The organism is Cellulosimicrobium sp. BMG9.22, from assembly GCF_059159975.1.
On record NZ_JBZGBY010000011.1, the window covers coordinates 1 to 22707 of the forward strand.

Below are 22707 nucleotides of genomic sequence, written 5' to 3' on the forward strand. Positions count from 1 at the left end.
GGGCCCCGTGGTTCCTCTACGCCGAGCGGACCATCTTCACCTTCTACTCGATCGTCTTCACGCCGTGGGTCGTGCTCACGCTCGTCTACGTGCTGACGGTCGCGCTGGAACGGACGGAGCGCGACGCCGCGGCCCGCTCGCGGGTACGCGTCGCGATCACGGTCCTCCTCACGACGATCGGCGTGGTGAGCGTGTTCTTCTACCCGGTCTGGACGGGGTGGCAGGTCCCCTACTGGTTCTGGAACATGCACATGTGGCTGCCGAGCTGGATCTGACTCACTGGTAGCTGATGAAGTCCGGTGTCGGCTGGACCGCCCACGTCTGCTCGGGCGTGAGCATGGGCGCGTCCTCGTCGTAGAAGTTCTTCCAGCCCCAGAACACCCCCGGCGGGGCGTCGCGGTGGAGGTTGGCCCACGTCGCGGCCTTCGCCTGTTGGCCGCCCTGCCCGTCGGCGTGGATCACGGTCGCGAGCTCGGGATGGGCGGTGTCGAGGCGCTGGCGGTCGGTGATCATCGCCGTCCGGAACTGGTGCAGCAGGAAGATCTTCTGCGGCAGGTCGCGCTCGCGCACGAGCCCCGCGAGGTAGTCGCCCACGGCGTTCACCTCGTCCACGCCGACCGACCCGATCTGCGCGAGGTGGACCTGGTCCGGCGCGAGCCGCCACTCCGGGTCGAGCGCCACGCCGACGTGCGGCTCCACGACGAGGTCCTCGTAGGCGCGCACCTGCGTGAGGAAGTCCGTGCGCCCGGGCTGGAAGTCGAGCACGACGTACACGCCCGCGTCGCGCGCGGCGTCGACGTACGGCCGGATCAGGTCGGCCGACCGCTCGTTCGAGTAGTTCCCGTCCCCGCCCGCGCTCCCCGAGGCGACGGTCGTGATGATCTCGAGCGTCGGGACGACGGGCTCGGCCGTGAATCCCTGGTACCAGGCCGCGTGCTCCTGGGCGCGCGCGATGGTCGCCGGCGCGTCCTGCTCACCGAGCACGCCCAGCACGGGCGCGCCGGGCGACCCGTACAGGGCGACGTACCGCTTGCCCGGCAGGGCGAGCTGTCCGCCGCCCGGCAGCTCGACGCCGGTCGCCGCGGTCTCGACGCGCCACGCGAGGTCGTCGGGGCTCCCGAACGACGGCCCGAGGCCGACGGTGGCCGTCGGACCGCCGTCCGCCGCGGCGGCGTGGACCCCCTGCACGCTCGCGGAGGTCGCGCGCGGGTCGCCCCCGGGCACGTCGAGCACGGTGGCCCCCGACGCGCGGGCGGTCGCGGCGGCCGGACCGCCTCCCGGCGTGGTCGCCAGGTCGGTGAGCGCGAGCACGCCCGCCGACGTCTCGGGGTCGCCCGCCACGGGCAGGTCCGCCAGCGCCGCGTCGAGCGCCGCGTCGAGCGCCCCCTCGTCGACCTGGCCGCCGGGCGCGAGGGTCGCCGGGTCCACGGACGCGGTGGCCACGCCGTCGGGGACGTCCGACGGCGGCGCCGCCGCCCCGGCCCCGGCGTCGCCGCCCGGCGTGACGACCACGACGCCCTCGACCGCGAGACGCCGCAGCTCCTCGGCGAGATCGCCCGGAGGGACGGCCGCACCTCCGACCAGGACCGGACCGGCCACCCGCTCCGCCGCCGCCTGGGCGACGCCGAGCGCACCGGCGTCGGACGCGGCGTCCGCCGGGACGAGGACGGCGAGTGGCGCCGACTCGAAGAACGTCCGGCTCGCGGCGAGAGCGAGAGCGTCGGTCTCCTGCTCCGGGACCGTCACCGTGCCCTCGGGCGTCGCGGCGCGTGCCGTGGCCGGGGCGGGCGCGCTCGTCGTGCCCGTGGTGTCGGTGGCGTCCGGCGACGGCTGCGGCGAGCCGCCCCCCGTGCACGCGGCGAGCCCCAGAGCGAGCACAGCCGTCACGGCGAGGGCGCCGCCGCGTCGGGTCGGGCGCGCACGGGTGAGGACGGAAGCACGGGGCGTCGCGGGGGGCATCGCTCGATGCTCGCAACCCTGCGCGGGGTTCGCGACCTCAGCGGCGACAGCGAGGCGTGTCGCCCGCCACCGAGCGCGGCGCCGTCACCAGTCGATCTGCGGCGACTCGTGAAAGGCGGTGCCGGTACGTCGCCACGTCGCGGCCTCGACCGCGACGCGGCGGCGGTAGTCGTCCCAGTCCTTGCGCTCGGGCGCGGTCCAGGCGACCTCCGCGACGGCGGTGAGCCGGGGCAGGAGCATGGTGAACAGGTCGTCGAGCGCGGGGATCCGCTCGGTCCAGACGGCCGCCTCGACCCCCTCGATCGACGCCGCGGGAAGATCCGGCACGACGTCCTCGGGCTCCCAGGCGTAGGAGTCGCGGACCTCGACGAGGCCGGCCCACTCCTGGCCCAGCGGGAAGTCCGCGGTGTACTTCATGTCGAGGTAGACGCGGTTCGCCGGCGACAGGAGCACGCGCGCCCCCGCCCGGGCGGCGTCGACGAGGTAGGTGAGGTCCGCCGGGTGCGTGTCCCAGTACTGCACGATCGTCCCGGGACGCAGGGGCGCCTTCGCCACCTCCTGCCACGCCACCGGCTTCTTCCCCGCCTCGAGCACGATCCGCTCGCACAGCTCGACGAAGCGCGCGTACTCCGCGGGCTCCATCTTCAGCACCTCGTCCCCGCCGAAGTGGACGTGCTCGCCGTCGGTCGCGTGCGCGAGGTCGGTGAGCACGTCCCGCAGGAACGGCTCCGTCGCGGGCAGGTCGAACGTGAGCCGCGAGAAGCCGACCTCGACGCCGGAGTACTCCTCGGTCGGGGTGCCGTCGGGCGTGAGCTCGCCGTACACGTGCGTCGCCGCGTTGATGTGGCCGGGCACGTCGATCTCGGGGACGACGCTCACGAACCGCTCGGCCGCGTAGTCCTGCAGGAGGTGGAAGTCGGCCAGGGAGAGGCGGCCCCCCGTGCCGCCGGAGACGTCGCTCCCGGACGAGAGCTTCGCGAGCTCGGGCCGCGACGGCGTCTCGATCCGCCAGCCCTGGTCGTCGGTGAGGTGCAGGTGCAGCACGTTGAGCTTGTAGGACGAGGCCACGTCGATCACGGCCTCGAGCTCCGGGACGCCGAAGAAGTGCCGCGCGACGTCCACGGACAAGCCGCGCCACGGGTACCGGGGCGCGTCGTGCACGACGACGGAGGGCACCCGGGCGGCCTGCTCGCCCGCGCCGGGAGCCTCGACGAGCTGGCGCAGCGTGTGCACGGCATGCAGCAGACCGGCCGGCTCGGGCGCGGAGAGCGTCACCCCGTCCGTGTCGACGACGAGGCTGTACCGCTCGGCGCTCGTCGAGCCCTCGGGCCCGGCGGTCTCGTCGATCTCCAGCACGACGGCGGTCGGCGACCCAGCGCGGTCGGCAGCACCCTCGACGGCGGGCCGGGCGACGACACCGGCCAGGATCTCGCCGGCCAGCCCGGTCAACCAGGGTGCCCGCGCGAGCCCGGTCGAGCGGACGTCGAAGGAGTCGACGGAGACGTACCTGTTTCCGGCCCGGACCTGCAGGGGCTGGGGGATGATCGAGACCATCGAGAACCTCGTTGTCGTGGGCTGGCGCGTCAAGGACCGTGCGCGAACACCGGACGCGACGGTGCGGCGGGCGGTCGAAACGATTCGGTTTTGCTAGGAGCACACCCTAACCCCGACACCGGAGCGCGACCAAGCGTCGCCGGCCCCGGGAGGAGGACCGTCAGCCCGCCGCGACGTAGCGCGGGCTCGGCTCGAGCGAGAGCACGCCGTCGACGTCACGCGCCGGGTCGGACGAACCGGTCGTCCAGCCGCCCACGACGCCGTCGGGCAGGTCGTCGAGGAGCTCCTCCCAGTCCTGCACGCGCGCACCGTAGCCGCCGCCCGCCGTGGACTGCAGCACGACCGCCACCTCGCCGGAGCCGACGTCGAGGGCGCCGGCGTCCTGGATCGCGTCCGCGTCGGGGCGCTGCACGACGACGAGCTTCTGCGGGAGCGACTCCGTACGCACGATCGTCCCGACGGCCTCGACGGCCGCCGTGAGCTCGGCCGACCCGACCGTGCCGGAGCCCGAACCCTGCGTAGCGCGGCGCGCCTCGACGTCGAGCACCACGCCCACGGTCGGACGGGCGAGGACGTCCGCGTACTCGGCGACCTGCTCGTCGAACGTCGACCGGCCCGGCTCGAACCGCAGCACCACGAGGACCCCGGCGGCCGTAGCCGCGTCCACGAGCGGCAGGAGCTCCTCCGGAGGGATCTCCGTCGAGTAGTCGCGGTCGCTCCCGGCGGTCGACGACTCCCGCGTCGCCGGCACCTCGAGCACCGGCACGACGACACCCTCCGGCGCGCCCTGGGGCGCGGCCTGCGCGTACGGCATGACAGCCTCCTGCGCCCGCTCGATCGCGTCGGCCACCTCCTCCTCCCCCACGGAGTCGAGGCCCTGCGTCACCGCGTCCGCGCCGACGACGACGTACCGGACGCCGTCGGCCAGGACGAGCTGCGTGCCGCTCGGGAGCAGCGCGCCGGCCTCGGCGACGTCCAGGCGCCATCCGAGGTCGTCCGCGGTGCCGAAGCTCGCGCCGATGCCCACGACCGCGAGCGCCTTCGCCGCCGAGATCTCCTCGACGACGGCCGCGGACGAGCGCGGGTCGCCCTGCGGCACCTCGAGCGGCACGGCGCCGGCGGCCCGCGCGGTCGCGAGGGCGGCGGACTGCGTTCCTCCCGGCTCGGCGAGGGCGCCGGGCTCCGTGAGGACGAGGACCTCGGTGAGCGTCTCGGGCTCACCACGCTCGGGGAGAGCGGCGAGGACGTCGTCGAGGTCGTGCGGGTCGAGGATGCCGGTGGCGCCCAGCGCGTCGACGTCGAGCGGCACCTCCTCGACCTTGTCGACCGCGCCCAGGGACGCGCCGCGTGACGACGCGCCCTCGTCGGCCGGCTCCTGACCGGGCGGCACCTCGTCCTCCCCCACCACGACGACGGCCGCGGCCCCGAGACGGCCCAGCTCGGTGCGCAGCCCGCCGTCCGAGATGGCGCCGCCGACGAGGAGCACGGGCGCGGCGAGCTCGACCGCGGCGGCGGCCGCGGTCGCCCGCGCGGCGGCGTCGTCCGCGCGCGCGAGCACGACGACCGGGGCGGTCGCGAAGAAGGACTGGCTCGCGGTGAGGGCGAGCTCGGCGGGGTCGGTCGAGCCGAGCACGAGCACGCTGTCGCTCGGCTCCGCGGCGCGTGCGACGAGCCCCGTCTCGCCCGACGTCGGGCCGTCGGCCTCCGCACTCTCCGCAGCACAGCCGCCCAGGACCGCCCCTGCGCACACGGTGAGCACGGCAGGGAGCGCGACGGGGACGAATCGGACCTTCCGAGAGTTCACGACCCCATCATCGCGTACGGCGCGCACCCCGCCGACCGGAGGATGTGAGGGACTCGTGACGGCGGGCAGGCGCGGCCAGGGCCGGACGCGCCGTCAGATGTCGAGACGGCGGCGGGACCGGACCGGCATACTGGCCGGGCCCATCCCCACCGCCGAGGAGATCGCATGTCGACCCCCGACCAGCCCGACCAGAACCCGCAGCCCGGCGGGACGCCGACCGGTCCGCCCGCCTACGGCGCGCCCCAGCCCGGCCAGCCTCAGCAGCCGCCGCAGGCCCCCCAGTACGGCGCGTCGCAGCCGCCCCAGGCCCCGCAGTACGGCGCGCCGCAGGCGAGCCCGGTCCCCGGGAGCAGCCCGGGCTACGCGGCACCCGCCCAGGACCCGGGCAAGACCATGGGCATCGTCGGCCTCATCCTGTCGTTCCTCGGCTGCCTGTCGATCGTCGGTCTGATCCTCAGCATCGTGGCGCTCAACAAGTCGAAGAAGGCGGGCTACAAGAACGGCATCGCGCTCGCCGGCATCATCGTGGGCGCCGTCGTCCTGGTCGCCACCGTGATCGGCTCGATCATCTTCTTCAGCACGATCGGGGAGGTCGCCCAAGAGGTCGTGGACGCGTGCTCTGGCCAGCCGTCCGGGACGGTCGTCGAGGTCCGGGGCGAGTCCGTCACCTGCCCCTGACCGGTCCGGAGGCCGCACGGGACACCCGCAGCACGTCGACGAGGGCCCCCACCCACGGCGGGGGCCTTCGTCGACGAGCTGGCACGCAGCCAGCGGAGGAACAGCCCTGTCTGCGGCTTCCCGGCGGCGACGGCGACCATCACCTCGTCGGGTGGCCGCTCACGCCCCGACCTTCACGATGGACAGCCCCGCACTGACCGAGAAGCCCGGCTCGGTACGCTCGCGCACCTGCTCCACGCCGACGTCCGGGGCGAGCTGGACGAGCTCCAGCCCGTCACGCGTGATGTCGAAGACCGCCAGGTCGGTGATGACCCGGTGAACGACCGCCTTTCCCGTCAGCGGGAGGGAGCAGGAGCCGACGATCTTGGCCGAGCCGTCCTTCGCCGTGTGCTCCATGAGGACGATGATGCGCTGGGCACCGTGGACCAGGTCCATCGCTCCGCCCGGGCCCTTGATCATCTTGCCCGGGACCGTCCAGTTCGCGAGATCTCCGGTGGCGGAGACCTGCATCCCTCCGAGGATGGCGATGTCGATCTTCGCGCCTCGGATCATCCCGAAGGAGGTGGCGGAGTCGAAGAACGACGCCCCCGGCAGGACGGTGACGGTCTCCTTGCCGGCGTTGATCAGGTCGGGGTCGACGTCGTCCTCGGCCGGGTACGGGCCCACCCCCAGGATGCCGTTCTCCGACTGCAGCATCACCTGCCGACCGTGGGGGAGGTAGTTCGGCACCAGCGTCGGCAGGCCGATGCCCAGGTTGACGTAGTCGCCGTCGGCGAGCTCCGCCGCCGCCCGAGCGGCCATCTGCTCACGCGTCAGTGCCATCGCCGACCTCCGCCTTCCGTACGGTGCGCTTCTCGATCCGTTTCTCGATCCCCGTGCCGACAGCCACCACGCGATGGACGTAGACGCCCGGCAGGTGAACCTGGTCGGGATCGATCTGCCCAGGCTCGACGAGCTCCTCGACCTGGGCGATGCACACCCGTCCCGCCGTCGCCGCGACCGGCGAGAAGTTCCGGGCTGCCTTGGAGAAGACCAGGTTGCCGTAGCGGTCTCCCCGGACCGCGTGAACGAGGGCGTAGTCGGTGGTGATCGACTCCTCGAGCACGAACTCCCGAGCCACGCCCGCCGTCGTGAACCGGCGCACCTCCTTCGGCGACGACGCCTGCACGACGCGTCCTTCGCTGTCGTAGCGCTGCGGCAGCCCGCCCTCGGCGACCTGCGTCCCCACCCCCGTCGGGGTGAAGAACGCCGCCACGCCTGCCCCTCCCGCGCGCAGCTTCTCCGCGAGCGTTCCCTGGGGAACGAGCTCGAGCTCCAGCTCGCCGGAGAGGTACTGTCGGGCGAACTCACGGTTCTCCCCGACGTACGACGAGGTCATCTTCCGGATCATCCCGGCGGCCAGTAGCAGGCCGAGACCCCAGTCGTCCACGCCGCAGTTGTTGGACACGACCGACAGGTCGCGGACGTGCCGCGCCAGCAAGGCCTCGATCAGCGCCATCGGGTTCCCCGAGAGCCCGAATCCCCCCACGGCCACCGACGCTCCGTCGGGTATGTCCTCCACCGCAAGGGCCACGGACGGGAGGACCTTGTCCAGCCCTGCGCCTCCCGCGCGGGTCATCGCGTCCGGACCGGAGTGACGGTCTGCGGCGGCTTGGGACCCCGGTTCGCCCCCTTCGTCGGGCAGCTCACCGCCCCCTCGCTCGACACGGCGACCTCGAGGCGACCCAGCCCGGTGACCTCCACGGCGATCCGGTCGCCGTCGGCGACCCGTCCGATGCCCGCCGGCGTACCCGTCGTGACGATGTCACCCGGGTGCAGGGTCATGACCGAGGAGGCGTACGCGATGAGCCGGGGGACGTCCCAGATCAGGTCGCTGACGTCGGCGTCCTGGCGCAGGTCGTCGTTCACCCAGGTGCGCAGCCGCATCGCGTCCGGGTGCCCCGCCTCGTCCGGCGTGACCAGGTAGGGGCCGACGGGCGAGAAGGTGTCGAAGGACTTCCGCGTCGAGCGGTCCTCTCCGCCACGCATCGTCATGTCGAGCAGCATCGTGTAGCCCGCGACGTGGTCGAGCGCCGTCTCGACGGGGACGTGCGACGCCGTGCGGCCGATGACGAGCGCCAGCTCGCCCTCCTGGTCGAAACGACGGTCCGTGTAGGGCAGGCGCACCGTCCCGCCCGACCCGAGGACCGACGAGGACGCCTTGAGAAAGATCCCCAGGGCGTCGATGTGGAAGTCCTCCTGCATCTCCGCCTGGTGGTCGCGGTAGTTGACCGGGGCGGCGATGATCTTGCTCGGGTCCGGGACGACCGGCGCGAACCGCACCTGGGACACCGGCACGCGTTCGCCGTCGAGGTCGCCGAGGATCGCCGCGGGCGGCTCGGGGCGAGAGAGCAGGGCGCGCAGGGGGCTGACGCCCGCGTGCCGGAACTGCTCCCCGAGCCGTGGGGTGACGTCGACGACGTGCTCGCCGTCGACGACGCCGAGCCGGAGCTCGCCGTCGGGGGTGAGGATGCTGGCCAGCTTCATCGGCGGGGCTCCAGTTCTCGTCGTGCGGGTCCGAGCAGGTTCTCGAGAGCGTCGTCGTACAGCCACGCCAGCTCGCTGTAGTCGTCCGGTGCACGCATCCGCAGGTAGCGGTCGCGGTACGCGCGCAGCATCGGGTCCTGCGTGTGCCACGAGGCACCCCACGGGCGGGCGGCCCGCTGGCAGCGGGTGGTCCGCGGCACGCGGAGGGCGTCGTACCGCGCCAGGCCGGAGACGTCGTCGACCTGGCCGCCGAGGACCGCCGCGAGGGTCAGGCCGTCCTCGAGCGCCTGGCACGCACCCTGCCCCAGGTACTGCAGCATCGGGTGCGCGGCATCGCCGATGAGCACCGCGCGGCCGGCGACGAACGTGCTCAGCGGGTCCTTGTCGAAGTTCGGGTACGCCGTGGCGTCGGCGTGGGCGGCGACCGCGGTCCGGACCGCCTCGCACATGGGGGCGAACCGTTCGAGCAGCTCCTCGCTCGAGCCCCACCCGTCACGACCCACGGTCTGCCGGGCGGTGCGGAAGACGGCGACCTGGTTGTACATCGACCCGCTGCGCACCGGGTACTGCATGAGGTGGACGTCCGGGCCGATCCAGAGGCGGACGTCGGACAGGTCCTCGCGCGCCGACGTCGGCTCGATCGGGGTCGCGGCCCGGAACGCGACGTACCCGCTGAAGACGGGCTCGTCGACGGCGATCAGCCGGCGCACCCTCGAGTTGAGCCCGTCGGCGCCGACGACGAGCCGCGCCGTCACCTCGTACCCGTCCTCGCAGCGCACCCGCATCCGCATCCCCTCGTCGGTGACCTCGACGACGGCGCGGTTCGTCTCGAGCGTGACGTCGGGGTGCTCCCGGCACGCGTCGAGCAGCGGGGTGAGCACGTCGTTGCGGTGCAGGACGACGTAGGGGTAGCCGAACCGCTCGGAGAACGCGTCGCCGAGGTCGAGGGTGCTCAGCACCTCGCCGGTGACGGCGCTGGACAGCACGCCGCGCCGCGGGAAGACCGCCGTGGCGTAGATGGCATCGAGCACGCCCAGCCGGTCGAGAGCGCGGACGGCGTTGGGCCCCACCTGGAGCCCTGCCCCGACCTCGGAGAACTGCGGTGCCCGCTCGAGGACGCGCACCCGCAGGCCGGTGCGCGCGAGCGCGAGGCCCGTGCCCAGGCCCCCGATCCCGCCCCCGACGACGACCACGTCGTGATCTTCGTGTGTCATGACTGCTCCTTCACGCTCGACCGAGGGCGTCGACGCGGCGGGATGCCGGCGCACGACCTGTTGCAGCACGTCCCTGCGCCCCCTGCTCGACGGCGAGCCGCTCGAGCAGATCCGGGTGGAGGTCGGCGAACCGTCCGCCGTTGCCGAGGTCGACGGCCGCGAGCCAGGTCTGCCGGGCCCGGAGCCACGGCGTCCGGTCGACGCGCAGGGGTGCGCCGTCCCCGTCCCGGCCCTCGCCGTCCCAGGCGTCGGCCGGCAGGTCGCGCCACTCCACCGCGAGGTGCACCGCCGCGTGCTCGACCAGGTGCCGCAGGGCTCGCGGGGGCAGCGTGGCGCCCGACGAGATGGCGGCCTCGCGCTCCCCCGGCGCGAAGGACGTCGCGACGGGGCGCCCCTCGCGCAGGGCCTGTGCGAGGTGTGCCCAGCCGCGCGCGTCGTAGCCGACCGTCGCGATCGTCGTGCGACGATCGGCGGGGGCGTCCGGGTGGCCGGGTTCGTCGTAGGCGCGCTCGGGCAGCAGTGCGAGCTGACGCAGGAAGTACGCGGTGCCGCGGTACGCGAGCAGCAGGTCCTGCGTCGGGCCGCCCAGCGCCGTGCGCGCCCCCGTCATCGCTCGGCGTCCACGACGTGCGTGCGTGCGAACCCGAGGCGCTCGATCATCGGGCCGTCGTTGAAGCGGAAGAGGTCGAACGTCTCCTCGGCCTCGATCGACCACGGCACCCACGACGGGACGACCGCGAGGTCGCCCCTGCCCACGGCGTGCCGGACGCCGCCGATCACGAAGGTCCCCCGGCCGTCGAAGACCTGCCACACCGACGACCCGACCTCGTGCCGCGTCGGGGTCGTCGCACCCTCCCGCAGCCGGTGGAACTCCGCCCGCAGCGTCGGCATGACGTCCCCGCCCGTCGTCGGGTTCACGTACCGGACCGCGGCGTGCCCCTGCTCGACGGTCGCCGGATGCCCCTCGTCCTCGAGCCGGAGCTGCTCGGTGACGGCCCGGTCCGTGTACTCCCAGCGGTAGGCCGCGATCGGCGAGCTCACCCGGTCGTCGAGTCCCGACAGGGGTCGCAGACCGGGGTACGCCCACAGCCGTTCGGACCGCGAGACCTCCGGGCTCGACTCGTCGGTGACCCGTTCGGTGCCGTACTCGAAGAACCCGACGTCGATGTGGTCCGAGAGCGGGACGTCGAGGCCGTCGATCCAGGCCATCGGCGAGTCGGTGTCGTTGTGGTGACCGTGGAAGTTCCAGCCCGGCGTGAGCAGGAAGTCGCCCCTGCGCATCGCGACCGGGTCGCCGTTGACGACGGTCCAGACGCCCTCTCCCTCCACGACGAACCGGAACGCGTTCTGGGCGTGGCGATGCTCGGGCGCGGTCTCGCGCGGCCCGAGGTACTGGATCGCGGCCCAGATCGTGGGAGTGGCGTACGGCGCGCCCCCGAGGCCGGGGTTCGCCAGCGCGATCGCCCGCCGCTCCCCGCCACGTCCCACGGGGACGAGCTCGCCCGAGCGCGCCGCCAGCGGGTACAGGTCGTCCCAGCGCCACACGAACGGGACGGCGTCCGACCGAGGGTGGAAGGTGAGCACCTCCGACGCCTGCGTCCACAGCGGCGCGAGGTGGTGGGCGGCGAAGTCGGCGTAGAGCTGCTCGAGCTCGGGCGTCGCCTCGAGCTCGGCGTTCTGCAGGTTCTCGAGGTCAGAGCTCACGGGCCACCCCCGTCTCGAGGACGACGAGCTCCGCCGGGACGAGCGCGCGCAGCAGCCCGTAGTGCAGCTCGCGGTGCACGTCGGCCAGACCGCCCTGGTGGATGGGGACGACGACGCGCGGGCCGACGGCGCGCGCGAAGTCGATGGCTTCGGAGATCTTCATCCACGGGCCGCCCACGGGGAGCAGGAGCACGTCCACCGGCCGAGGATCGGCGTCGAACGCGTCACCGGGGTGCCACACCTGCCCGTCGAGGACGAACCCCGTGTTGGCGACGGGTGGCAGCGCCGGGTGGATCGTCCCGTGCGTCCGGCCGGTGGGTTCGACGCGGGCACCGGCGATGTCGAGGGCCGACCCGTCGACGACGACCCGGTCGCCCTCGCGACCCGGTCCGGCTGCGGCAACGGCCTCCTCGTTCGCGACCAGCACCGCCTGGGGGTTCGCGTCACGCAGTGCGGGGAGCCGCGCGGCGTCGACGTGGTCGGGATGCGGGTGCGTGACCAGGATGAGGTCGAGTGCGTCGAGCTCCTCGAACCCGCGGGCGTAGGTGCCGGGGTCGAACAGGGCCCGCACACCCGCACCGGTCTCGACCAGGACGGTGGCGTGCCCGAAGTGCGTGACGATCATCGAATCCGTCTCCTCGCTCGATGTGATAGGTCAGAACCAGGGACGACCCGCGAGCGCGGGAAGGTCCGCGCCCGCCAGGTCGACGCCGGCGGTCCGGCCGGACGCCCAGGCCAGCAGGAGCCGTGGGTCACCGGTGACGACCGTCGCGCCGTCGGCCGACTCCCGGGTGTCAAGGGCCGCGCCCGGGTGGGCGCGGAGCCGGACGCTCCCGCGGTCCTCCGCCAGGACGGTGCCGAGCTGCGACACCGCGATCGCGGCGTCCTCGGGCGGCACGGCGTCCCACGGTCGCCGCAGATCGGCATGGTGGACCACGACCTGAACGAGTCGGCGACCCGGGACGGCGCGGGAGGCCGCGTCGAGCACCTCCCAGTCGCCCACGCCGGAGACCGCCTCGGTCAGGCGCGCGCAGGCCTCGATGAGGTCGTCGACGAGGACGGCCCCCGGGCGCAGGCCGCCGTACTCCACGTCCCACCGCCGCTCGCCGTCCACCGGTGGGACAGGTCGGTCCGTGGCGAGCAGGAGCTCGTCGGCCATCCGGTCCGCCTCGCGTGCCAGGTAGGTCAGGACGTGGCCCCCCGTGATCCCGGGGCGGACCTGCTCGCCCTGCAGGTCCAGCTCGAGGAACGCGTCGAGCATGTGGCCGAGGAGCACGGCCGTCTCGCGGTCGAGAGCCGCCACGACGACGTCGGGGTCCACGGTGGCTGCCGGACCGCGCGGGCCCGTCACGATGCCCCCCTTCGACGCACGAGATAGCGGAAGCCCGCCTCGAGCTGCGCGGAGGTCCAGACCTCGTCGCGCTTGGCCGCCGTCTCCTCCTCGTCCGACCAGACTCGCGGCCCACCGGCGGCGAGAGCGGCGAGCTCGGTCCGACAGGCGCGCTCGAGCAGCACGGCATGCATGACGGCGGACGCGACGTCGGGCCCGACGGTGACGGCGCCGTGGGCGGGCAGCAGGACCCCGTTCGCCGCGCCGAGCGCCGCGGCGGTCGCCGCACCGAGATCTGGCGTCGAGATCAGCGACCCGGTCACCGACGTCAGGCGCGCCAGCGGTGGCTGCATGAACGGGACCGCGTCGTGGGACAGCGGGTGCAGGGGGACGTCGAGCGAGGCGAACGCGGCCAGCGACGGCGCGTGGGTGTGCACGACCGCCTGCACGTCGGGGCGCGCGCGGTAGATCTCGGTGTGGATCGGATATTCCAGGTGCCGCCGCCCGGAGCCCGCGAGCACCTCGCCGGTCCACGACACGAGCACCACGCGGGCGTCGTCGACCTCGCCGAAGCCGTAGCCGGCGGCCTTCATCCACGCTCCCCGGCCGCCGTCGTCGCGCACCGACGGGTGGCCCCACACGAGGTCGCCCAGGCCGGCGGCGTCGAGCGCGGCGCAGGCCGCCACGACGTCGTCGGCTCGGGTCGTCGGCGCCGTCACGAGCCCGCTGCTCGTCGGGCGACCAGGGGCGTGTCCACACCCAGCGGGCCGAGGCCCGACGCACCGCCGGGATCGCCGATCGGCTCGGGCCTGCCGGGCAGGGCGAGCGTGAAGAAGTCGGCGTTGTCCTGCTCCCAGACCGGGTCGTGGCCGTCCTGCGGTGCGGTGATCGCGGTGACCGGGCAGACCGTCAGGCACGCCCCGCAGTCGATGCACTCGGCCGCGTTGATGTAGCGCTTCTTCTCCCCCTCGTAGATGCAGTCGACAGGGCAGACGTCCACGCAGGACCCGTCCATCTCGTCGATGCACGCCTCGCCGATCACGTACGCCACGCTCAGCCTCCGATCGCTGCGGCCGTCAGCCGGGGCAGCTCGGACGAGTGCCCCGGGAAGATGTCCTCGTCCGGCCGCAGGACGACGGCGATGTTGTTCACGGCCGTCGCGGCCTCGCCGAACCCGACGACCATCAGCCGCACCTTTCCCGGGTAGTCGGTGATGTCGCCGGCGGCGTAGACGCGTCGTCTTCCGGTCGCCATGTCCGTGCCGACCTGGATCTGTCGCCCGGTGATCTCCAGGCCCCACTCGAGGAGGGGACCGAGCGACGCGATGTGACCGAGCGCGGGGATGACGACGGACGCCGCCAGGACCTCGGGGGCCGCCGTCTTCGCGTCCCGCACCACGACGTGCTGCACCTCGGGCGCTCCGCCGACCTCGAGGATCTCGGCTCCCGTGATGATCCGGGCGCCCGAGGCTCGCAGCAGCTCGACCGAGGACGGGTGGGCCGTGAAGCGTTCGCGGCGGTGGACCACCGTGACCGACCTGGCGGTCGCGGCGAGCGAGTTCGCCCAGTCGACCGCGCTGTCCCCTCCGCCCACCACCACCACGTCGTGCCCGTCGTAGTCCTCTGCCGGGCCGACCACACGATGGATGCCGCCGCCCGGGTACGTGTCGACGGCGGGGAGCGGGCGGGGGGTGAACCGCCCGATCCCGCCCGTGACGAGGACCGCGCCGGCCTGGATCCTGGTGCCGCCGGCGGTCGTGACCACGACCGACCCGTCGGGCTCGTCGGTCAGCGTCGCGCACTCCTCGCCGAGGAGGACCCGCGGATCCGCGCTCATCGCCTGCTCGACCAGGCCCGAGACGAGGTCGCGCCCGCGCACCGCCGGCAGGCCCGCGACGTCGTAGATGAGCTTGTCCGGGTACAGGGCGGCCACCTGCCCGCCGAGGTGCGTGAGGCTGTCGACGAGCACGACGTCGAGGCCCCGCATGCCGGCGTAGTAGGTGGCGAACAGGCCCGCAGGTCCGGCGCCGATGATCAGCAGCTCGCAGCGCATCGTCATGTCAGCTCCACAGCAGGCCGTCGGTCAGAGGTCCCTCGTCGGCGAGGTCGGCGTACGCGCGCGCCGCGCTCGCGTGCAGCGGCACCGGGGTCCTGCGCATCTCTGCCGGGTCGAGGGGATAGCCGACCGGGGTACGGTCGGCGGGGATGTGCTGGTACTGCGCCTCGAGCGCAAGCCTGGTCTTCACCATGCACCAGGCGGCCAGATAGGCCACCTCGTCGTCCAGGTCTTCGCGGCACAGGAGCAGGAAGTCGGCGAAGTCGAGCGTCAACAGGTCCTGGTCCAGCAGGGGCAGGTAGCCGGCCTCCATGATCGCGCTGGGCCATCCGAGCGCGGCGAACCCGTCGAGGACCTCGTCGCCCCACTCGAGGTACCGCACGGCCCGTCGGTCGGCGATGCGCTGCCACGCCGGCATCATCACGGCCTCGGTGATCAACACGTTGATCGACCCGGTCGCGAACGCGTGCACAAGGGGAAACGGTCGCTCGTCGTAGCGGAAGGTTGCCCCCGAGCGCCGCAGCTCGTCCGGGGCGGCACCGGCCAGCGTCAGCGCGTGGTGCGCCGCCAGGCCGATCGCGTTGACGCCGTCGTCCGCCGAGGTCCCGATCACCAGCTCGGCGGCGACGTCCGCGAGATCGGCGACGGTGCGCACGGGGAGGTCCGCGTCGACGGCGACGACGAGCCGGTCGCGGTGCGCGATCGTGCCGAGCGCCCGGAGCCACGGTGCCGGGGGGCGCCCTGCGGGACCGGTACCGTCGAACAGCAGACGGCCCGCAGCCGCGGGGGTGACCAGCGCGATGTCGGCCCTTCCCTCGCTGAGCGCGTCCACCGCGTCGGCCCCGCCCCGTCCGGCGTGGATCGAGAACTCGGACCCGCTGGGGGCCCGGTCCCCGATCTCCTGCGCCAGCCAGCCGGAGATGCGGGTCAGGTTCGCCTGTCCCCAGTCGGCCTTGAAGCGCAGCGTGACCGGCGCCGACAGGCGCGGCGCGTCCGTATGCTCGCTCGTTGCCGTCATGTCGCGGAGATCGCCGCGAGCCCTGCAGCGTCGACCGAGAGGTGGACCTCCGTGACGGTGTCGACCGGCCAGCCGATGCGGTCGAACTCGTTGCGGACCGCCTCCTCCGAGTCGCCCTCGTACACCGTGACGATGTAGCCCTGCTCGAGGTTGATGAAGCACTGCTGGAACTCGGCGAACGTGTTCTGCTGGATCTCGGGCACGTAGGAGGCGACCTCCTCCGGCGCGAGCGCGGGAGCCTGGTGGACGCTGACGTAGGTGGTCATCTGCTGCTTCTCTCTTCGGCGAACGGTCTCGGAAAGGTCACGAGGCGGACGGGCGTGCGCCCTCTCCCCACGGTGCTGCGGTCAGACGGTCAGACGGCCAGCGGCTCGGAGGCCCAGCCGAGGCGGTCGAACGAGACCTCCTCGGCCGTCGTGCCGCACGTCCGGCACGTCCGGGCCTCGACGTCCTCGTTGAACCTGCGCGAGACCTCGGTGTAGATCGCGACCGCGTCGATCTCGAGGTCCTGCTGCCACTCCAGGCGGTGCAGCTGCTCGCCGCACCGCTCGCAGGCGAAGATCGCGGCCCGGTAGGCGGGCTCGTTGCCGATGTAGCGGATCAGCACGCACTCCTCGACCGGTTCGAGCCGGTGCGGCGTCCCTGCGGGGACGTAGACGTGGTCCCCCGCGATCATCGACCAGCTGTTGACGTTCGAGTCGCGGAGCCGGACCGTCGCCCGGCCGGACATCAGCGCGATCACCGTGTCCTCCTCGAACGCGAGGTAGAACGGCTGCGTCTCGGTGTTGCGTGACAGCGTGATCTGGGGGTCGACGTCGGCCGGCATCACGGGGACGTCCGCGTAGTTCCCCACGCCCTTCGCGGCCTGGAAGGCCTGCACCATCCGTCGTCGTGCCATCAGCCGAGCACCTCCTTCGCGCTCGACCGCAGCGCGTGGAAGGCGGCGTTGGAGACTCGCGTCTGGTTGACCAGCCGGTCCCAGCCCCACGGCTTGAGGTCGAACACGTAGTTCTCGTGGCCGCAGTGCCGGCAGATGCGCACGTCGTCGGAGTTGCGCTGCCGGACGAACTCCGTGCCACCCCACTGCGTGGAGAACTGCCGGAAGACGTCGTCCGCGTCGCCGAAGGCGGTCGCGTCGAAGTCCGGCGCGCCGAAGGGCGCGGCGTCGTACTCGAGCTTGAGGATGTCCTGCTTGCACTTCTCGCACTTGGCCGAGAGCGCCTCGCGCTGGCCCGCCTCGGACGACTGCCGCTGCGTGATGGTGACCAACGCGAACGCGCCCTCCTTCGTCTCGTCCCGCATGAACGAGTTCACGCCGTGGAACGGCTGGGTCGCCATGAGCGATCCGGTCGGGATCATCGCTTCGTTGGACCCCCAGGCGACGAGCAGCTCCGAGGCCGTGTTCCAGTGGAAGAAGTGCCCGTGGAAGCGCTCGTCCCCGCCGTACAGCATGGCGCCGCAGGGAACCATGGCGCCGGCCTCGTCGTAGGGGAAGATCGGCATCAGCTGCGCGTTCGACTTCGACATGCGCTCGTACACGCTCACCTTGAGCGGCTCGCGTGCGCCGCTCGGTGGCCTGACGTGCTCCGTCGGCGTGATCTCTGGCAGCACCACGGTCTCGGGGGGGTTCACGGTTGCCGTCACGAGAGTCTCCTTTGACCTCCGAACATGTGTCACCTGGAGACACATGGATCGCTCGTTGCAACAACGATAGCGTGCGATCCGCGTCGCAGCAAGCACGCGTGCCCGAATCTCGGGAGGGGTGCTCCTCGCGCACGGAGGGCTGCTGCACCCGCCACCGGCGCAGAGCCGCGCCCCGCCAGGTGGCGGGGCGATCCCGACGGGCGGCGGTGGTGTCGGGGCTTGAAGGATGAGTCAATCGAGCGGCACTCGACCCGACGACGTGGAAGGCACCATCGTGAGCGACACACGTGGAACTGAGAAGATCGGCGCGCCCGTTCCGTTCGATCCGGAGCTCGCAGCAGCACTGGCTGTCGTGGGCGACTACGTCCCGAAGTTTCCGAGTCTCGACTCGATCGCGGCCGGCCGTCAGATGGTCATGGCGGGGATGGACACGTCCGGGCTCGACCGGCGGGTGGACGCCGGCACGCTGAAGGTGAGCGAGAGGACCGTCCCCGGACCGGCCGGAGAACCCGACGTCGGGCTGTTCATCGTGCAGCCGACCGCTGCCGCCGGACCGACCCCGGCGCTGTATTACACCCACGGCGGCGGGATGATCTTGGGCGCCGCCCGCGGGGTCTCCGAGGAGTACCTGGAATGGGTGGAGCAGTTCGGGTGCGCCCTCGTCTCGGTGGAGTACCGGCTGGCGCCTGAGACCCCGCACCCTGGCCCGGTCGAGGACTGCTACGCCGGCCTGGTGTGGGTGGCGGAGCACGCCGACGAGCTCGACATCGATCCTGCGCGGATCGTCGTGCTCGGCAGCAGCGCAGGTGGCGGTCTCGCGGCTGCTACGACGCTCATGGCACGTGACCGGCACGGCCCGAAGATCGCCGGGCAGCTCCTGATGTGTCCGATGCTCGACGACCGGAACGACACCCCCTCGGCGATCCAAGGTGAGGGACGCGGAACCTGGGACCGTCGAGACAACCTGACCGGATGGACCGCTCTGCTCGGCGACGCCCAGGGCGGACCCGACGTGTCGCCGTACGCGGCACCGGCGCGCGCGACGGACCTGGCCGACCTTCCGGCCACCTTCATCGACGTCGGCTCGGCCGAGACCTTCCGGGACGAGGCGGTCACTTTTGCCAGCCGACTCTGGCGCGCAGGTGTCGACGCGGAGCTGCACGTCTTCGCCGGTGGGTTCCACGGCTACGACGCGCTCGCCCCGTATGCCGCAGTGTCGAAGGACACCCGCGACGCGCGGACCAGGTGGCTCACCCGGTTCTTCGAGCGGGCCGCCGTGGCACAGCCCGATCCCGGGAACGGTTCCCGCGGCTGAGTCGGCAGGCTTCCACCGATCGCGGCACGGAGAAGGGTGCCGGGGCAGGATGGGCGAATGAGAGACCTCACCGCGCGGATCACCGCACTGGCGCCGGAAGCGGCCGAGGCGCTGAAGGCCATCGCGTACTTCGACGAGCTCAGTCAGCACGGTGCCGGTGCTCGATCCGTCGTCCGCGCGGCCGCCGCGCTGTCGGGCATCCCGGCGAACCTGATCGACAGGACCGGAGGTGCCTCGATGCGGGTGACCGCCGACGGCACCTCCACCCCCGTCGTGGTGGACGTGGATCCGTCATGGCCCCGCGCTGTGACCGCAGACGGTGCCCTGGAGGTTCTGCTCGAACGTCCCGCGCCGAACGAGACCCACCTCGACGCGCTCGTGGCAGAGCGGGCGCTCCTCGCAGTCGCGACGGCCGTCGGTCGCCCGGTAGAGGCCAGACCGCGGGACGAGAACCTTGCGATCAGGACCGCCGTCGACCCGAGAGCGCCCCAGCAACTGAGGCACCAGGCGCTCGACCGACTCGGGCTGACCCCGCGGACCGCGGTGTGCGTCACCGCCGTGCGCGGGGCTGTACCGATGATCGCGAGCACCGTCGCGGAGGCACGCGCGAGAGCAGCCTCGAGCAGAGCCGGGATCGGACCGGTCCTGCCGGCAGACCATGCGCCCCGGTCGTGGAAGCGCGCATGGTCGGCACTCACCCTCACCGCGGAAGGAACCCGCATCGACCCCGGGGAGCGGATCGTCGTGGCCGACGAGGCCGGCACGCTGGTCTGGCTCGCAGAGAAGGCTCCGCTCGCTGCCGACGACCCGGAGGACGTGCGGAGGATCAGGACATACGCGGCATCCACCCCGTGGCTGCTGGAAACCCTCCAGGCCGTCAGCACCACCGACAGCATCCGCGATGCCGCGGCGGCGCTCGGCCTGCACCACTCCACCGTCCAAGAACGCGTCACCCGCGCATCCCACCTCCTCGGATGGGCGATCGCCGACCAGCAGGGGAAGTTTCGCACCCAGCTCGCACTCGCCGTGCGGCGTATCGGCAACGCACATCGAGCGAACCCGGCGATGCCGTAGCCCGGCCCGTATACCGCCGGCGAGATGCCTAGGCGACGACGCCGCGGAACTCGTCCGCGATGGCGACCGCTGTCTTGGCCGTCGCGCGCATCCAGGTCTCGTCGGCCCGGGTGCGAGGAGCCGTGACGGACAGTGCGGCCAGTGCGTGGTCCTGGCGGTCCCGCAGGACCACGCCGACAGCGCTCACGTCCGGCTCGCTCTCGCCGAAGTTGGTGGCGTAGCGGTGGGTCCGCACGGTCTCGAGGGAGGACAGCAGGTCGCTGCGCCGCAGCGCGGGCGTCTGCCCGGTCGCGGGGATCGTCTCGCGGGGGAACAGAGCCGTCACCTCGTCGACCGACAGCTCGGCCAGCAGAGCGCGCCCCGCCGCGGTGGCGTGCGCCGGCAGGGTCCAGCCGAGCCTGCTCCCGGTGCGCACGGTCTGGCGGCTCTCGATGCTGTCGATGCACACGATCTGGTCGCCGCGCAGGACGCTCAGGTGCGAGGTCTCGTCGGTCTGCCGGGCGAGCTCGGACAGGGCCGCCCGCCCGACGGTCCGCAGGTCGTTGCTCGTGACGGCGACCAGCCCGATGCCGGCCAGCACCGGCCCGGGGCGGTACACCCGCGAGACCGGGTCGTGCACGACATAGCCGTAGGAACCGAGCGTGCTCAGGAGCCGGTGGACGGTCGACCGCGACAGGCCCAGCCGCTTGCTCGCGACACCGACCTGGATGCTCGAGCCGTCGAGGAACAGGCGCAGCAGCTCGAGGGCCTTGGCGACGGCGCTCACGGCCTCGGGTCGCCGGTCGGCGCCCTCCGTACCGTGCTCTTCGTCGTTCATCGTTGGGAGTATGCCAGACCCCCACGATGTCCTGGGCCGTCGTCGTCACGGTCGAACTCCCGCGGCTACGCGCGACGCACCCCGCTGAACTTGGACGCGGGAAGGAACCTCATCTTCCCTGTCCCGGTGAACACGTCAGGCCCGCCGAGCGTCAGCTCGACGTCCGCCTTTCCCTTGATCGGCTTGACCAGGTGCGTCGTCAACGTCAGGGTCTCGTCGTCGCACCGGATGTCGGAGACGGTGCAGACGACCTGCGGGGAGTCGAAGACGACGTCCACCACCCCCGCGTCCTCCGTCACGGTCATCTCCATCGTGAAGGTGCCGACGATCGAGGACTGCTCGACGTCCCATGCCCCACACCAGCTGTTCATGCGATTCCTCTCCGAGTGGTCGATCGTTCAGCCGGCGACGGCGGGAGCGGGGGATCCGCTCGCGGCGTCGCCGGTGGCGGTCAGCGTCGTCACGTAGGCCTCGGCGAGCCGCCGCGCCGCCCCGGCACCTGACTCGGTGCCGAAGACGTACAGGTCCGGTCGCACGAGGACGGCGTCGGCGCCGACGTGCGCGAACCACTCCGCGTAGGTGCCGCTCGCGTCGCGGAAGGCTGCGACACCGTGGGACCCGGTGAAGCGGGGGTCGAAGCACACGACCGCGATCCCGAGGGTGCGCAGCCGTTCGAGGTGCTCGACGGACAGCTCGGCGGCCTCGTCGCCGGACCTGATGATGAGCGCAGCGGACCCGAACACGTCGTCGAAGCGGACGTCGTGCCGGTCCTCGACGTCGATGGTTCCCTGCCAGGAGAGGTAGCCGCCCTGCTCGCCGCGGTAGAGCCCGCTGCCCAGCCGCGGGCGCGGTGGTGGCTCGGGCGCCCTGCCCGACGCGAGCGCGGCCGTCATCGCCGCGTCCCGCTGCGCCGCCTCCTCGGGGTCCAGGATGCAGATGATCCTGCCCAGCGAGATCGAGAAGTCGATGAAGTCCGACACGTGCGCCGCCCGCTCGGACCCGTAGGTGTCCAGCACGGCGTCGTCGAGCACGCCCCGCAGGACCAGGTCGAGCTTCCAGGACAGGTTGAGGCAGTCCCGGAGGCCCGCGGCCAGACCCTGGCCAGCGAACGGCGGCATGAGGTGCGCCGCGTCGCCCGCGAGCAGCACCCTGCCCCGGCGGAACTCCGAGGCCCACCCGGAGGCGAACGTGTACACGACGCCGCGCTCGATCCGGGCGTTGTCGGGAGTCACGTCGAACGGCCGCAACAGCTCCCAGATGCGTTCGGGCTGCGTCAGCTCCTCGCGCGTCTCGCCCTCCAGACGCATGAACTCCCAGCGCCGCCGGCCCGGCCCCGCCGGGACCACGGTCGTCGGGCGCACGGGGTCGGCGACCTGCTTCGCGATCGTCAGCGGCGCCATGCCCGGGCCGGGTAGGACGTCGACGACGAGCCAGTCGAAGAAGTACCCCAGGTCCGTCCACTCGATGCCGAGCTGCCGGCGCGTCGCACTGTTGGCACCGTCGGCGGCCACGACGTAGCGCGCTCGGAACGACCCGTCCGGTCCGGAGACCGTGACACCGCCCTCGTCCTGGTTCTCGACGACGGCATGGAATCCTCGACGCATCGTCACGCTCGCGCACGACTCCAGCGCAGCCTCCAGGTGACGCTCGAGCGCGGGCTGGTTGTAGAAGTAGGTGTTGTTCCACCCCGAGGTGTCGATGCCCCGCCAGTCGACCAGGTGCAGGGTCTCCCCCGCGGCGTTCACCCAGACGTAGAGGTCGTCGTAGGGCTCGACGGCGTCGGGGATCGAGTCCACGGGCATGCCGACGCTCTGGAACAGGCGCGCGATCTCCGCGTCGTGCGCGACCGCGCGCGGGAGGGGATAGGTGTCGTCCTTGCGCTCGAGCACGAGCACGGAGTGACCCCGTCGGCCGAGCATGAGAGCGGCCATCTTCCCCACGGGGCCGCCGCCGACGACGACGACGTCGTAGTCCGTCTCACGCCTCCCGATCGCCAGTGATCCGGATGCCATGTG

Annotated in this window: 24 protein-coding genes and 1 pseudogene; 4 read left to right on the forward strand and 21 right to left on the reverse strand. The window is 72.6% G+C overall.

From position 1 onward, the window contains the following. Positions 1-275, forward strand: a pseudogene (locus AC4H2H_RS09500) (phospholipid carrier-dependent glycosyltransferase); the annotation flags it as partial. 1 nt (position 276) lies between these two features. Here AC4H2H_RS09500 and AC4H2H_RS09505 read toward each other — a convergent pair. The 3 genes from AC4H2H_RS09505 to AC4H2H_RS09515 form a co-directional block, all read right to left on the reverse strand. Further along, a complete protein-coding gene (locus AC4H2H_RS09505) occupies positions 277-1959 on the reverse strand; it encodes a hypothetical protein (protein WP_494370565.1) in 1683 nt (560 codons plus the stop codon). 84 nt (positions 1960-2043) lie between these two features. Further along, complete coding sequence (locus tag AC4H2H_RS09510; protein ID WP_494370566.1) at positions 2044-3513, reverse strand: beta-N-acetylhexosaminidase; 1470 nt, start codon at positions 3511-3513, stop codon at positions 2044-2046. Positions 3514-3673: 160 nt separating this feature from the next. Further along, on the reverse strand, positions 3674-5317 hold the full coding sequence (locus AC4H2H_RS09515) for a hypothetical protein (protein WP_494370567.1): 1644 nt from the start codon (positions 5315-5317) through the stop codon (positions 3674-3676). A 165-nt stretch (positions 5318-5482) separates the two neighbouring features. Here AC4H2H_RS09515 and AC4H2H_RS09520 point away from each other — a divergent pair, with 165 nt between their 5' ends. Further along, positions 5483-5995: a hypothetical protein gene (locus AC4H2H_RS09520; protein ID WP_494370568.1), complete on the forward strand. Its 513-nt coding sequence runs from the start codon at positions 5483-5485 to the stop codon at positions 5993-5995. A gap of 159 nt (positions 5996-6154) precedes the next feature. On the opposite strand, the gene AC4H2H_RS09525 is transcribed toward AC4H2H_RS09520, so the two are convergent. From AC4H2H_RS09525 to AC4H2H_RS09595, 15 genes are all read right to left on the reverse strand, one after another. Continuing rightward, positions 6155-6817: a 3-oxoacid CoA-transferase subunit B gene (locus AC4H2H_RS09525; RefSeq protein WP_494370569.1), complete on the reverse strand. Its 663-nt coding sequence runs from the start codon at positions 6815-6817 to the stop codon at positions 6155-6157. Further along, positions 6801-7613: a CoA transferase subunit A gene (locus AC4H2H_RS09530; protein ID WP_494370570.1), complete on the reverse strand. Its 813-nt coding sequence runs from the start codon at positions 7611-7613 to the stop codon at positions 6801-6803. Before AC4H2H_RS09530 ends, AC4H2H_RS09525 begins: the two co-directional genes overlap by 17 nt. Beyond that, entirely contained in the window at positions 7610-8521 is a 912-nt protein-coding gene (locus tag AC4H2H_RS09535) for a fumarylacetoacetate hydrolase family protein (RefSeq protein ID WP_494370571.1), read from the reverse strand. Before AC4H2H_RS09535 ends, AC4H2H_RS09530 begins: the two co-directional genes overlap by 4 nt. Beyond that, positions 8518-9735, reverse strand: a complete 1218-nt coding sequence (locus tag AC4H2H_RS09540; RefSeq protein ID WP_494370572.1) for an FAD-dependent monooxygenase — start codon at positions 9733-9735, stop codon at positions 8518-8520. The genes AC4H2H_RS09535 and AC4H2H_RS09540 overlap by 4 nt, the downstream gene beginning before the upstream one ends. A 10-nt stretch (positions 9736-9745) precedes the next feature. After that, the gene (locus AC4H2H_RS09545; RefSeq protein ID WP_494370573.1) at positions 9746-10345 is read right to left on the reverse strand and encodes a maleylpyruvate isomerase N-terminal domain-containing protein; all 600 of its coding nucleotides are present in this window, start codon (positions 10343-10345) and stop codon (positions 9746-9748) included. Beyond that, positions 10342-11439 (reverse strand): cupin domain-containing protein, encoded by a 1098-nt coding sequence (locus AC4H2H_RS09550; protein ID WP_494370574.1) that lies wholly within the window; start codon positions 11437-11439, stop codon positions 10342-10344. The genes AC4H2H_RS09545 and AC4H2H_RS09550 overlap by 4 nt, the downstream gene beginning before the upstream one ends. Beyond that, on the reverse strand, positions 11429-12064 hold the full coding sequence (locus tag AC4H2H_RS09555; RefSeq protein ID WP_494370575.1) for an MBL fold metallo-hydrolase: 636 nt from the start codon (positions 12062-12064) through the stop codon (positions 11429-11431). Before AC4H2H_RS09555 ends, AC4H2H_RS09550 begins: the two co-directional genes overlap by 11 nt. Before the next feature lie 30 nt (positions 12065-12094). Next, on the reverse strand, positions 12095-12790 hold the full coding sequence (locus AC4H2H_RS09560) for a DinB family protein (protein ID WP_494370576.1): 696 nt from the start codon (positions 12788-12790) through the stop codon (positions 12095-12097). Next, entirely contained in the window at positions 12787-13488 is a 702-nt protein-coding gene (locus AC4H2H_RS09565; protein WP_494370577.1) for a class II aldolase/adducin family protein, read from the reverse strand. Before AC4H2H_RS09565 ends, AC4H2H_RS09560 begins: the two co-directional genes overlap by 4 nt. Then, on the reverse strand, positions 13485-13820 hold the full coding sequence (locus AC4H2H_RS09570) for a ferredoxin family protein (RefSeq protein WP_494370578.1): 336 nt from the start codon (positions 13818-13820) through the stop codon (positions 13485-13487). The genes AC4H2H_RS09565 and AC4H2H_RS09570 overlap by 4 nt, the downstream gene beginning before the upstream one ends. A 2-nt stretch (positions 13821-13822) precedes the next feature. Beyond that, positions 13823-14827 carry an NAD(P)/FAD-dependent oxidoreductase gene (locus tag AC4H2H_RS09575; protein ID WP_494370579.1) on the reverse strand — a complete coding sequence of 335 codons (1005 nt, stop codon included), beginning with the start codon at positions 14825-14827 and terminating at the stop codon, positions 13823-13825. A gap of 1 nt (position 14828) precedes the next feature. Beyond that, positions 14829-15842 carry a TAXI family TRAP transporter solute-binding subunit gene (locus AC4H2H_RS09580; RefSeq protein WP_494370580.1) on the reverse strand — a complete coding sequence of 338 codons (1014 nt, stop codon included), beginning with the start codon at positions 15840-15842 and terminating at the stop codon, positions 14829-14831. Beyond that, positions 15839-16108, reverse strand: a complete 270-nt coding sequence (locus tag AC4H2H_RS09585; RefSeq protein WP_494364593.1) for a hypothetical protein — start codon at positions 16106-16108, stop codon at positions 15839-15841. The genes AC4H2H_RS09580 and AC4H2H_RS09585 overlap by 4 nt, the downstream gene beginning before the upstream one ends. Before the next feature lie 89 nt (positions 16109-16197). Continuing rightward, entirely contained in the window at positions 16198-16740 is a 543-nt protein-coding gene (locus AC4H2H_RS09590) for a cupin domain-containing protein (protein ID WP_494370581.1), read from the reverse strand. Then, complete coding sequence (locus tag AC4H2H_RS09595; protein WP_494370582.1) at positions 16740-17486, reverse strand: hypothetical protein; 747 nt, start codon at positions 17484-17486, stop codon at positions 16740-16742. The genes AC4H2H_RS09590 and AC4H2H_RS09595 overlap by 1 nt, the downstream gene beginning before the upstream one ends. A 274-nt stretch (positions 17487-17760) precedes the next feature. On the opposite strand from AC4H2H_RS09595, the gene AC4H2H_RS09600 reads away from it, so the two are divergent. Beyond that, positions 17761-18801, forward strand: coding sequence for an alpha/beta hydrolase (locus AC4H2H_RS09600; RefSeq protein WP_494370583.1), 1041 nt, complete (start codon positions 17761-17763; stop codon positions 18799-18801). Positions 18802-18837: 36 nt separating this feature from the next. Continuing rightward, a complete protein-coding gene (locus AC4H2H_RS09605) occupies positions 18838-19875 on the forward strand; it encodes a helix-turn-helix domain-containing protein (protein ID WP_494370584.1) in 1038 nt (345 codons plus the stop codon). A 28-nt stretch (positions 19876-19903) separates the two neighbouring features. Here AC4H2H_RS09605 and AC4H2H_RS09610 read toward each other — a convergent pair whose 3' ends face one another. The 3 genes from AC4H2H_RS09610 to mhpA all read right to left on the reverse strand — a co-directional run bounded on the left by AC4H2H_RS09610 (position 19904) and on the right by mhpA (position 22704). After that, positions 19904-20692, reverse strand: a complete 789-nt coding sequence (locus tag AC4H2H_RS09610; protein ID WP_494370585.1) for an IclR family transcriptional regulator — start codon at positions 20690-20692, stop codon at positions 19904-19906. A gap of 65 nt (positions 20693-20757) precedes the next feature. Beyond that, entirely contained in the window at positions 20758-21063 is a 306-nt protein-coding gene (locus AC4H2H_RS09615; protein WP_494370586.1) for a hypothetical protein, read from the reverse strand. A gap of 27 nt (positions 21064-21090) precedes the next feature. Further along, complete coding sequence (gene mhpA / locus AC4H2H_RS09620; protein WP_494370587.1) at positions 21091-22704, reverse strand: bifunctional 3-(3-hydroxy-phenyl)propionate/3-hydroxycinnamic acid hydroxylase MhpA; 1614 nt, start codon at positions 22702-22704, stop codon at positions 21091-21093. Between the last annotated feature and the right edge of the window lie 3 nt (positions 22705-22707).

Bases quoted from the DNA above. Each gene is read 5' to 3' on its own strand.
- AC4H2H_RS09505 (WP_494370565.1), bottom strand. From the start codon at position 1,959: ATGCCCCCCGCGACGCCCCGTGCTTCCGTCCTCACCCGTGCGCGCCCG.
- AC4H2H_RS09510 (WP_494370566.1), bottom strand. From the start codon at position 3,513: ATGGTCTCGATCATCCCCCAGCCCCTGCAGGTCCGGGCCGGAAACAGG.
- AC4H2H_RS09520 (WP_494370568.1), top strand. From the start codon at position 5,483: ATGTCGACCCCCGACCAGCCCGACCAGAACCCGCAGCCCGGCGGGACG.
- AC4H2H_RS09525 (WP_494370569.1), bottom strand. From the start codon at position 6,817: ATGGCACTGACGCGTGAGCAGATGGCCGCTCGGGCGGCGGCGGAGCTC.
- AC4H2H_RS09530 (WP_494370570.1), bottom strand. From the start codon at position 7,613: ATGACCCGCGCGGGAGGCGCAGGGCTGGACAAGGTCCTCCCGTCCGTG.
- AC4H2H_RS09535 (WP_494370571.1), bottom strand. From the start codon at position 8,521: ATGAAGCTGGCCAGCATCCTCACCCCCGACGGCGAGCTCCGGCTCGGC.
- AC4H2H_RS09540 (WP_494370572.1), bottom strand. From the start codon at position 9,735: ATGACACACGAAGATCACGACGTGGTCGTCGTCGGGGGCGGGATCGGG.
- AC4H2H_RS09545 (WP_494370573.1), bottom strand. From the start codon at position 10,345: ATGACGGGGGCGCGCACGGCGCTGGGCGGCCCGACGCAGGACCTGCTG.
- AC4H2H_RS09555 (WP_494370575.1), bottom strand. From the start codon at position 12,064: ATGATCGTCACGCACTTCGGGCACGCCACCGTCCTGGTCGAGACCGGT.
- AC4H2H_RS09575 (WP_494370579.1), bottom strand. From the start codon at position 14,827: ATGACGATGCGCTGCGAGCTGCTGATCATCGGCGCCGGACCTGCGGGC.
- AC4H2H_RS09580 (WP_494370580.1), bottom strand. From the start codon at position 15,842: ATGACGGCAACGAGCGAGCATACGGACGCGCCGCGCCTGTCGGCGCCG.
- AC4H2H_RS09585 (WP_494364593.1), bottom strand. From the start codon at position 16,108: ATGACCACCTACGTCAGCGTCCACCAGGCTCCCGCGCTCGCGCCGGAG.
- AC4H2H_RS09590 (WP_494370581.1), bottom strand. From the start codon at position 16,740: ATGGCACGACGACGGATGGTGCAGGCCTTCCAGGCCGCGAAGGGCGTG.
- AC4H2H_RS09610 (WP_494370585.1), bottom strand. From the start codon at position 20,692: ATGAACGACGAAGAGCACGGTACGGAGGGCGCCGACCGGCGACCCGAG.
- AC4H2H_RS09615 (WP_494370586.1), bottom strand. From the start codon at position 21,063: ATGAACAGCTGGTGTGGGGCATGGGACGTCGAGCAGTCCTCGATCGTC.
- mhpA (WP_494370587.1), bottom strand. From the start codon at position 22,704: ATGGCATCCGGATCACTGGCGATCGGGAGGCGTGAGACGGACTACGAC.